Below are 9743 nucleotides of genomic sequence, written 5' to 3' on the forward strand. Positions count from 1 at the left end.
GCTATTTCCACCACGCTATACTAAACCACATCTATTTTGAGAACCATATTTTTAAAGTAGTGGGAGTATCTTGCTTCCTGCTGATATTAGCGCGCAAGATGTCCGCACTACTCCAAGTTTCCAAATGGATGAGGTTTGAATGTATGTTTCTGGATGGATAGGAATTGTTTGAGGTTTACCCAATTTGCCAATTAGATTTTTTGCAAAAGTAAATTTTGTCAGAGGCAGATGAAGGTTATATAGCAAAATACTTGTAGAGACGGCGATTTATCGCGTCTCGAAAACCCAAAATTGTTGCCAGTAACCCTTAACTAAACCAGATTGGGTTATACGGTTAGGTTCATATAGATATACGCCTTTATGACCGATTCATTTGTTGTAAATATTTTTGAACATGATGTCAAAAGTCTTTTGAAATACTTGCACTTCTTAGAGTTCCCAGATCGTAAACGAGATTAACAGTTTGCATATTCAATTTTGAAACAAATTATTAAGCGCTATCCTGATTTCACTTCTTCTTTAGTCGGTGAATTCGCTGCCAAAGGATGTTTGCGCTACCAGCATTTCCTTGATGTTCTCTGAGTAATGCCAAATGAATAAGTGCCTCTTCATGGGTAGGTTGCAGGTAGATTGCTTTTTGAAAAGATTGTTCCGCCTGCTCATTTTGTGCCATTGCTTGCTGTACCTGACCAAGTAGAAGATACGCTTCAATACTGACCTGATTTTGGTTCAGATAGTCGTTGCATAATTTAGCAGCTTCATTCAACTGACCTTGATTAGCTAAGTTTCTGGCTGTTTCTAACAAATTTTCCTTCAGGTCTTTTGGTAATATGGGGTTTTGAAGAGGAAGATTCAATCTCGGTTGTGCGGCAAACTTGGAATGGTTTTTGTTGGGTAGTTGTCGCTTGTTGAGAACATCGATATTTTTGCTTGTAAAGTCTTGTTTCTGAAGATTGGGATGATGATTTTTGCGAATATTCTCGCACGTTGGTGACTTTCGATGAGTAACCACTGAATCTTGACGAACTGAAACAAATTCAGTTTTCGATAGTAACCAAGCTTCAGCATGTCCAACAAATAGCAAACCTTGCGGGTTTACCAACCTTTTTAGAACTCTAATAGTATGTACCTTGGTAGCGCTATCAAAGTAAATCAGCAGGTTACGGCAAAAGACAATATCATAGGGCGGCGTACCCAATAAAAAATCGGTATCTACTAAGTTACCGTGCAGAAAATTAACCATACTTTTCACCTGTTCGCACAGGCGATATCCTGCCTCAGTTGCCTGAAAATAGCGCTCTTGAAACGATTGGCTATTGCCGCGAAACGAGTATTGATGGTAGATTGCTCGTTGCGCTTTTAGTAGGCACTTGTTGCTAATATCAACAGCATCGATGTGAATGTTTGTTGGATTTAATCCTGCTTCCAAAAGAGCGATCGCAATAGAATATGGTTCTTCACCCGTTGCACAGGGTACACTCAAAACCCGCAATACGCCTTGGGGATTTTTTGGCAACCACTCAGATAATACATAATGCTTCAGAAATGCAAAAGACTCTGGTTCTCGAAAAAACCAAGTTTCTGGAACAATTACACTGTCAATCAGTGCTTCCCATTCCTGGGTAGATCCCTGTAACTTCCCTAGATAGTGAGCAATATCCGTGATGCCGCAATCTGCCATGCGTTGATAAATTGCACTAGCGATCGCATCAGCACCAATAGAATTTGCATCTAAACCAATCTTGCTTTTTAGTAAAGCTTGAATAACAGATTGTGCCATTTATAGAGTCTTCAGACCAATCTAAAATCTAGTATTGTGATGACTTTCTGGCAAGAGATTGACTTGCTGCGCTTCTGACAACAAGTACTCAATGCGAAGGCACTGAATCATCCCTCGATCATCTACAATCATTTTGCCCAAATATGGCGCTATATCTATCTGAATATTGGGATCAACAAATTCAGACTCAGACTGGTGTAATGTTTCTACAACTTGTTCTGTCATCAAACCCAAAATATAGGGAGCCTGAAGTTCTGCATTATTACTCCCCCAATAATTAACTAGGACAATTCTAGTACTCAGATACTCACTGGAGGGTTTACCACGCATCAACTGGCATAAATCGATTACTGGTATAATGCGTCCGCGATAGTTAAAAACACCAGCGATATGCTCAGGCTGGTGGGGCAAACTTTTGAGTACAACAAGTGGTATTACTTCTACAACCTGTCGGCTTTCTATGGCATATCGCTCATTCCCAATGTTGAGAAGTAACATTAACACTAATTTACATCTCCATTGCTAGCTTTTGTATTCCTTGTAGGCTATGCAAGACGCCTATCCTACGGTGATGAGAAATTTATTGCAGGCATATTCTAAAAACTATATGCTACTTTGTCAGAGTTTTAGTGTTTGCGAGATGATTTCTGAAAAGCCCACAGATAACAGTAACGTGATGAGAGAACACGACTTAGTTTCTTCTTCTAGTCCAGCAATACAGGGATTAGAGGGCATTAGATATCGTTTGCGCGGTGCTTCTACAAAAGAAAAAGTGGATGCTCTTTTAGAAGCATTTCAATATGGGCACAAAGGAATTGATTTAGTAATCCAGGCATTGGGCGATGGCGTCAGAGAAGTGCGGGAATCAGCTTTGCTGTTATTGTCCTACAGCAGCGAAGCTACTGCTGAACAAGCCCTATGGAATTATCTGCCCTTTGCAAAAATGCAATGCCTGCATACCTTGACGGAATTTAATCTAGATTGCTACAAACCTGAACAACATCATCCATATTATTTTGCGATTGCAGACTACAATAACACCCTTATTTGCTACTGGGATCTGTCTTATAAGCAATCTTTCGTTAATATTTGGCATTTGGAAACAGGTCAAAGTAAGAAAGATTTTGATCTGGCGATGGCTCACGAATTTGGTTTAGGCAAAAGCGGAAAAGTATGTATCATTAGCTTTCAGCACTTTCTTTGGCCATTAGATACAGAAACACAAGAGCCAATTGGCACTTATCCCGATTACCTTATGAATACTGTTCAAACCGCTCCCCATTGCTTGGCTGTCTGCTCAACTAAACAGCCATTGCTTGCCACTGGCTATACTGTGGGGAAAACAGGAGAGCTAGAGATTTGGGATTATGAAACCTATACTCGTCGCTTCCATCATCAATTTCAGGATTGGGCTTTAGTACCTCTTGGGAATTTGCCTTTGGGTAACTATATATCACCCCTTCTCTTCACTCCTGATGGAAAACTATTGGTTGCATATTTCAAGCAGAGATTGCAGAATAAGCTACACCTCTGGAATACCGAAACAGGAGAACTTATTCAAACATTGGATAATCTACCTGCTATGACAGTGAATGGACTTGCAAATCGCTTTGATGGGCAAATTTTGGCTTGCGGAATCCGGGAAAAAAAGGTGTGTGTGTGGCAATTGATCGGCGATCGCATTCTCTATACATCTTCGGGTGTTGCTCCTTGCCTTATGAGTTCAGATAGTAGAGTTTTAATCTACTGTACAGACAACTACGAAATAGTTGTTTGGGATTTGGCAATGAACAGAAAACTATGTACATTGCAGGGGCATACAGCGCCAATTGGTTATGTTGCCATGAGTAGCGATCGTAACTTCATTGCTAGTTATAGCATTGATAGAACAATTAAAATTTGGGGAGTGCCAGAGTCCCTTAAATACTTGTAGCGACTTGTAAATAACGTCCGAAGTAAGAACACATTATTTACAAATAACTGGTAGTTTATCCAAGAAAAATCTTATGGAGGATTAACTAACATATTTTCAGGATATCAGGGTCACAAGAACAGATGTTAACAGATTTTATCAAATAGTTTATTACACTTAATTGGTATTAACCGAAGTAGCCAAAGCAGTTGAAGCAATTAGCGTAGGCGTAGCCCGCCGCAGGCATCGCCAGCTACAAAGAAATATAGCTACTGCCAGTAGCATTTTAGCAGGTCTAGTGCTAAATAAAAATGTAATTAGCAAGATTTTAAGGAGTGAGATTATGCGCGAATCAGTTATTTATCAACAAATCCTAGAAGAAGGCGAAGCCAAAGGCAAAGCAGAAACAACAAGAAAGTTGGCTTTAAATTTATTGCGAATTGGAATGAGTTTAGAGCAAATTGCTCAAGTTACTGAATTATCTATTGAAGAAATTCAAGTTTTACAAGAGGAGATTCAAAAATCTGAATTTTAATTAATCGTTTTATAAAATACATAACTATACAAGCAAAACCCGCATTCGCAGGTTTCAAAGTTTTTATTAATCCGCGCAGACGGACTTAGTTTGTGTAGACGTGATTTATAATCGCCTGGGTTTCAAACTAAAACTCAGTACTTTGTGGTGTACGCGGAAACGGAATTACATCACGAATATTTCTTATACCCGTCATCAATTGCACGAGTCATTCAAAACCCAACCCAAAACCCGTATGGTGAACAGTTCAATAACTATATAAATAAATGATCTGAGAATACCTAATATTTATCAATCATTATCATTGTTCATAATCCTTAATCCAAGGATAGTACATAAAGCTATTGCTAATTCATCTAAATAATTATCATCCAAATGACCAATCACTCTGATAATTCTTGATTTATCAACAACCCGAAGTTGCTCACAAAGCACAACAGAATCTTGGTTTAAACCACCGATGCCAGCAGGTACAAACACATGAGAGGGTAAAATAGCACGTCTAATTTTTGAGGTGAATGGTGCGATAATGGTATGGGGACTAACAGCATTTGCCCGATCAATTTGCACTACTACGACAGGTCTAATCCCTGCTTGTTCTGTACCAATAACAGGATTTAGATCGCACAAAACTACATCTCCTCTTGAGATATCTACCACTGGATTTCTCCACGCGCCAAGCGTTCTTCATAATCTTCTAAATTAGATAAATATTCTGAAAAATCTGATTCTACTATTTCTAACGACTCGCTAAACTGAAGCCATAGTTCCCAGTTTTTACCGCTATGCTTCATTAATAGGAAGTCGATAAAATCACTTACTTCCTGAACTAAAGCTTCTGGCATTTGCCGGATTTTACCAATAGTTTGGTCTTGTATGCTCATGATAAATATTCTCAGATGGATTTCTGTTTATCCACAAAAGTCAAAAACCTGGCGATTAGAAATGGCCAGGTCTAAAATTTAAACTAAAACTCAGCACTTTGGGGTGTACGCGGGAACGGAATCACATCACGAATATTTCCCATACCAGTCATAAATTGCACGAGTCGTTCAAAACCTAGTCCAAAACCCGCATGAGGAACAGTACCGTAACGACGCAAATCAAGATACCACCACAAGTCTTCTGGCTTTAATCCTTGCGCTAACACGCGGCGTTCTAATACTTCTAAACGTTCTTCGCGCTGGGAACCACCGACAATTTCGCCAATTTTGGGTGCGAGAATATCCATTGCGCGGACGGTTTTTTCATCGTCGTTCAAGCGCATATAAAATGCTTTAATTTGCGCTGGATAATCTGTAACGATCGCAGGCTTTTTAAATAATTGTTCAGCCAAGTAACGTTCGTGTTCTGATTGTAAATCTAAACCCCAACTCACTGGATATTCAAATTTAACATCAGCTTTTTCTAAAAGTTTGATCGCTTCTGTATAAGTTAACCGTTCAAACTGATTATTAATAATATTTTCGGCTGTTGCCAACACAGATTTATCAATGCGTTCATTGAAAAACTCCATATCTTCTGGGCACGTTTCCAACACATATTTAAAAATGTGCTTGAGAAACGCCTCAGCTAAATCCATATCGCCTTCTAGATCACAAAAAGCCATTTCTGGCTCAACCATCCAAAATTCTGCTAGGTGGCGGGAGGTGTTGGAATTTTCTGCACGGAAGGTAGGGCCGAAGGTGTAGACGTTGCTAAACGCCATCGCCATAACTTCCGCTTCTAACTGGCCGCTAACTGTTAGATATGTGGGTTTAGCAAAAAAGTCTTGGCTGTAATCTACTGCTTGATTTTCTGTGCGGGGAATATTCTTTAAATCTAAACTGGTAACGCTAAACAATTCACCCGCGCCTTCGCAATCGCTAGCGGTGATGATGGGTGTGTGTACCCACAAAAAGCCTCTTTGTTGGAAAAATTGGTGAATTGCTGTCGAACAAGCATTTCTGACGCGGAAAACTGCACCAAAGGAATTGGTACGCGATCGCAAATGTCCAATGGTTCGCAGAAACTCAAAGGAATGGCGTTTCTTTTGCAGGGGATATGTATCGGGATCGGCTTCTCCGAAAACTTTCACGGACTCGGCTTTCAACTCAATCCTCTGTCCTTTACCAAGAGAAGCCACTAGTACCCCTGTCGTTTCCACAGCAGCACCCGTATTCAGTTTTTTCAAAATAGCTTCATAGTCTGGCAAATCCTGATTAATGACGACTTGCAAATTAGCTAGTGATGAGCCGTCATTGACTTCAATAAAAGCAAACTCTTTTGACTCACGTTTCGTCCGCACCCAGCCTTGAACTAGGAGAGACTCATCAGGTTGGCCACTTCGCAATATTTCTGCAATTCGTCGATTTACCATATTTACCCAGCATAAGACTTTAATATCCAGCCTATGATAACGCCCATTCCACCAAAGCGGACGACTTGCCAGAAAGGTTTTTTGAGGCTACGCCAAGAAAATAACTGGCTTTCTAAGTTCACTTCTAGCCTTTCCAACTGCTGTTGAATGTGCCGTAACTCTGCTTTGATTTCTGGTGTCTGAGATTTATTGTGCTTTAGTTGATCCCGGCGCTGTTGCCATTGTGCCTGTTGTTGGCGATCGCGCTGCACTCGATCGTAACGTTCTTTTAAGGATAGGAGCGATCGCTCTACTTCTTCTAATTCTTGTTCAAAATCTGGTTCGGGATTTTCTGCTGACGGCTGTGATTGTTTTGGCGGCTTCATTTACAAGTAGTAAACTAAAATTAAATATTAATCAATTGTCATTAGTCATTAGTCATTTGTAATTTTTCAAAGGACGAAGGACAAAGGACGAAGGACAAAAGACAAAGGACTCATAATTATGTCTCAATCTACTCAGCTGCCTAAAACCAGTCAACTGAATGAATTTAGTACTCTGGAACTAGCTCAAGCCCTCATGGAAAGGCTGACTATTTCCCCTAACGATTGGCATCGCCTCAAGTCTAACCGCAATTCCCGCGCTAATGAACAAGTGGCAGCAGCTATTGTGTATCTTTTAAAGAATCAGCCAGAAGAAGCTCAAGCTAGATTACAACAAGCAGTTGGTTGGTTAGATCGCTCCATTTCTGCCCCTCCCTGTCAAACTCACGGAAAAAGTTAAAAGTTAAGAGTTAGGAGTTATGAATTATTACTCAACTCCTAACTTTTAACTCCTAACTCCTAACTAAGTTACCGCCGCAGAGATAATCCCCGGCGATTTTCCATTTGTTTACAAAGTCTCAATTCTGTGCCTTTTCGGTTCCACTCTACCCGATCAAAAATTTGATGTAGAAGACATAAACCACGACCATTTTCTGACTCATCTGGTGGAAGATAGTCTGTTGGTTCTTCATTACTAGTAGATGAAGGAGTAAAACCACTACCCTGGTCTGATATTATCCACCAATATTGATTATCTATTACGGAAAAACGAACTACAACTGTTTTACTCGGATCGAGATTATTACCATGTTTAGCTGCGTTGACTAGGGCTTCTTGAAGTCCTAGCCGCAGTTCTGCTTGTAATCTTGCTGGAATTTCTGCCAACAATAAGTCTAATATGGGACAAAGGTAGAGGGTTGAGGCAAAACTAATAGTGCCCCAATAACGTCCAACTGGACGGAGTGAAATAGTAATCACAAGAGAAACCCCATAGCTTTCAGTTAGCTAGACATCAGTTTGCTATTACAGTCACCCTGATAAAACTTGAGGTGGTCATGCTGCCTTCAAACTTGCGTCTTTAAAACTAAATTTTGAAAATGCTAGGGAGCATTGGCTCTATAACTATGAATTGCGATTGTTTAGATATATCGGCTGGAAGAAATTTGATAATGAGGTCAGCAAATTAAGAATATGCTGTTAATTTTAGAGAGTATTGGCATACTCTAATTAGTTGCCGATTTATCATTCACACAATCTTCTTCATATTTTTCAGAACCTATGCTACTTGAATTTATTTAAACAAAATGAATTTTTATTTTTCGCTTAATTCAATTTTAGCATCTTTAGTATGCACTAGACTAAAAATTTCAAATTTCAGTTTTTTTGAAGGAATTACTAACCTTGTCAACAATGTGATAACACAAGAAAGGCGGCAGCTTCAACATGAGCAGTTTGAGGAAAAAAATCAGCAGGTTGTACCCGTGTGATGGTATATTGCCCATCTTGACAAAGCAATTTCAGGTCGCGGGCGAGGGTAGCTACTTTACAGCTGACGTAAACGATCCTATATGGTTTCAATTGCCGTAAAGTGTCTATGACTGCGCGATCGCACCCCTTACGTGGCGGATCGAGTATTACTACTTCTGGTATTGTGCCCATTTGGGGAAGCAATTTCTCTACTGCCCCGACAAGGAAAGTCACATTATCAATTCCGTTGCGGTGGGCATTCAAAATTGCTTGTTCTACTGCTGCTGGTTGCACTTCTAATCCTGTAGCAATTCGTACTTTTTTGGACAGGGGTAAAGTTAAAGTCCCAATACCACAGTAGGCATCAACTAGGAACTCATGCCCTTGAAGATTGAGTTCTGATTGAATTACCTGTAATAGTGCCTCTGCTGTTTCGGTATACACTTGGAAAAATGTATCTGGGCGTACTTGAAATTCCAGTCCAGCAAAATTTTCACGCAGGTGGGGGACTCCAGCAATGCAACGGGTTTCTGATCCAAAGATAGCATTTGTGCGATCGCTATTGCGATTGAGCGACACTCCGACTAACTGCGGATAGCGCTTTAACCATTCCTGGGCTTGGGTTGCAATTCCTGATAAATTCCAGTCCTTTACCACCAAAGTCAGCAACATTTCCCCAGTGTATCGCCCAATGCGTAAACCGAGATGGCGAATTTTTCCTTGGTGGCGGTGTTCGTCGTAAATTTGCCAACCTTGCTGTTGAATATCCTGCTTAACTTCGGCAAGTAAGGGATTTAATCGCGCATCTTGGACTGGACATTGATTTAAATTAATTAATTGGTGACTACCTTTTTGATAGTAACCAGCTTGTACTTGTCCTGTTGCCGATAGCGAGAGAGGATATGTAGATTTGTTACGGTAGCCCAAAGCAGAAGGGGCAGCAAGTACCGGATCTACTGGTGGTTGGATAAAACCGCCAATACGTTCCAAAGCTTGGATAACTTGATTTTGTTTGGCTACTAGCTGGTAATCATAATTAATATGCTGCCACTGACAACCGCCGCACTTATCCGCCACAATACAGCTAGGTCGGATACGGTAAAGGGATGGCTCCAATAGCTCTTGGAGCTTACCGTGGCCGTATTTTGGTTTAACGTGTACCAAGCGGACAATGGCGCGATCGCCTGGGACAGTATCTGGGACAAACACTACACGCTCATCAGCGCGTCCCACACCATCACCTGTATCACTCAGGTTAGCGATCGTCACTTCAATTAATTCACCCTGTTGCCAAATTATTTTAGTCATTTGTCATTTGTCATTTGTCATTTGTTACTGGGCATTGGGCATTGGGCATTGGGCATTGGGCATTGGGCATTGGGCATTGG

Annotated in this window: 11 protein-coding genes and 1 pseudogene; 3 read left to right on the plus strand and 9 right to left on the minus strand. The window is 40.5% G+C overall.

From position 1 onward, the window contains the following. Nucleotides 1-508: 508 nt before the first annotated feature. Nucleotides 509-1780, minus strand: a complete 1272-nt coding sequence (locus tag RMY64_RS11020; protein WP_322700037.1) for a CheR family methyltransferase — start codon at nucleotides 1778-1780, stop codon at nucleotides 509-511. Nucleotides 1781-1801: 21 nt separating this feature from the next. After that, on the minus strand, nucleotides 1802-2278 hold the full coding sequence (locus tag RMY64_RS11025) for a chemotaxis protein CheW (RefSeq protein WP_322669857.1): 477 nt from the start codon (nucleotides 2276-2278) through the stop codon (nucleotides 1802-1804). A 142-nt stretch (nucleotides 2279-2420) separates the two neighbouring features. Between RMY64_RS11025 and RMY64_RS11030 the strand changes: the two genes are divergently transcribed. Both RMY64_RS11030 and RMY64_RS11035 read left to right on the plus strand, forming a co-directional pair. Continuing rightward, entirely contained in the window at nucleotides 2421-3713 is a 1293-nt protein-coding gene (locus tag RMY64_RS11030) for a hypothetical protein (protein WP_322669707.1), read from the plus strand. Nucleotides 3714-3873: 160 nt separating this feature from the next. Continuing rightward, a complete protein-coding gene (locus tag RMY64_RS11035) occupies nucleotides 3874-4227 on the plus strand; it encodes a hypothetical protein (RefSeq protein ID WP_322669708.1) in 354 nt (117 codons plus the stop codon). Between the two features lie 127 nt (nucleotides 4228-4354). On the opposite strand, the pseudogene RMY64_RS36800 reads toward RMY64_RS11035, so the two are convergent. The 5 genes and pseudogenes from RMY64_RS36800 to RMY64_RS11055 form a co-directional block, all read right to left on the minus strand. Next, nucleotides 4355-4474: pseudogene (locus RMY64_RS36800) on the minus strand (amino acid--tRNA ligase-related protein); the annotation flags it as partial. Between the two features lie 44 nt (nucleotides 4475-4518). After that, nucleotides 4519-4887 carry a type II toxin-antitoxin system PemK/MazF family toxin gene (locus RMY64_RS11040; RefSeq protein ID WP_322669709.1) on the minus strand — a complete coding sequence of 123 codons (369 nt, stop codon included), beginning with the start codon at nucleotides 4885-4887 and terminating at the stop codon, nucleotides 4519-4521. Then, on the minus strand, nucleotides 4881-5111 hold the full coding sequence (locus tag RMY64_RS11045) for a DUF2281 domain-containing protein (protein WP_229456950.1): 231 nt from the start codon (nucleotides 5109-5111) through the stop codon (nucleotides 4881-4883). The genes RMY64_RS11040 and RMY64_RS11045 overlap by 7 nt, the downstream gene beginning before the upstream one ends. 83 nt (nucleotides 5112-5194) lie before the next feature. Further along, on the minus strand, nucleotides 5195-6586 hold the full coding sequence (asnS, locus tag RMY64_RS11050) for an asparagine--tRNA ligase (RefSeq protein WP_322669710.1): 1392 nt from the start codon (nucleotides 6584-6586) through the stop codon (nucleotides 5195-5197). Between the two features lie 2 nt (nucleotides 6587-6588). Next, entirely contained in the window at nucleotides 6589-6951 is a 363-nt protein-coding gene (locus tag RMY64_RS11055; protein WP_322669711.1) for a hypothetical protein, read from the minus strand. Nucleotides 6952-7069: 118 nt separating this feature from the next. Between RMY64_RS11055 and RMY64_RS11060 the strand changes: the two genes are divergently transcribed. Beyond that, complete coding sequence (locus tag RMY64_RS11060; protein ID WP_322669712.1) at nucleotides 7070-7348, plus strand: DUF6439 family protein; 279 nt, start codon at nucleotides 7070-7072, stop codon at nucleotides 7346-7348. A 68-nt stretch (nucleotides 7349-7416) separates the two neighbouring features. Here RMY64_RS11060 and RMY64_RS11065 read toward each other — a convergent pair whose 3' ends face one another. Beyond that, nucleotides 7417-7866, minus strand: a complete 450-nt coding sequence (locus RMY64_RS11065) for an anti-sigma regulatory factor (RefSeq protein ID WP_322669713.1) — start codon at nucleotides 7864-7866, stop codon at nucleotides 7417-7419. A 426-nt stretch (nucleotides 7867-8292) separates the two neighbouring features. Beyond that, nucleotides 8293-9663, minus strand: coding sequence for a 23S rRNA (uracil(1939)-C(5))-methyltransferase RlmD (gene rlmD, locus RMY64_RS11070; protein ID WP_322700038.1), 1371 nt, complete (start codon nucleotides 9661-9663; stop codon nucleotides 8293-8295). Nucleotides 9664-9743: the final 80 nt, after the last annotated feature.

It is taken from the genome of Nostoc sp. DedQUE08 (genome assembly GCF_034530895.1).
GTDB lineage: Bacteria > Cyanobacteriota > Cyanobacteriia > Cyanobacteriales > Nostocaceae > Nostoc.

What these genes read in the sequence shown, in the direction of transcription:
- RMY64_RS11020 (WP_322700037.1), bottom strand. Translation starts at nt 1,780, where the DNA reads ATGGCACAATCTGTTATTCAAGCTTTACTAAAAAGCAAGATTGGTTTA.
- RMY64_RS11025 (WP_322669857.1), bottom strand. Translation starts at nt 2,278, where the DNA reads ATGTTACTTCTCAACATTGGGAATGAGCGATATGCCATAGAAAGCCGA.
- RMY64_RS11030 (WP_322669707.1), top strand. Translation starts at nt 2,421, where the DNA reads ATGATTTCTGAAAAGCCCACAGATAACAGTAACGTGATGAGAGAACAC.
- RMY64_RS11045 (WP_229456950.1), bottom strand. Translation starts at nt 5,111, where the DNA reads ATGAGCATACAAGACCAAACTATTGGTAAAATCCGGCAAATGCCAGAA.
- asnS (WP_322669710.1), bottom strand. Translation starts at nt 6,586, where the DNA reads ATGGTAAATCGACGAATTGCAGAAATATTGCGAAGTGGCCAACCTGAT.
- RMY64_RS11055 (WP_322669711.1), bottom strand. Translation starts at nt 6,951, where the DNA reads ATGAAGCCGCCAAAACAATCACAGCCGTCAGCAGAAAATCCCGAACCA.
- RMY64_RS11060 (WP_322669712.1), top strand. Translation starts at nt 7,070, where the DNA reads ATGTCTCAATCTACTCAGCTGCCTAAAACCAGTCAACTGAATGAATTT.
- rlmD (WP_322700038.1), bottom strand. Translation starts at nt 9,663, where the DNA reads ATGACTAAAATAATTTGGCAACAGGGTGAATTAATTGAAGTGACGATC.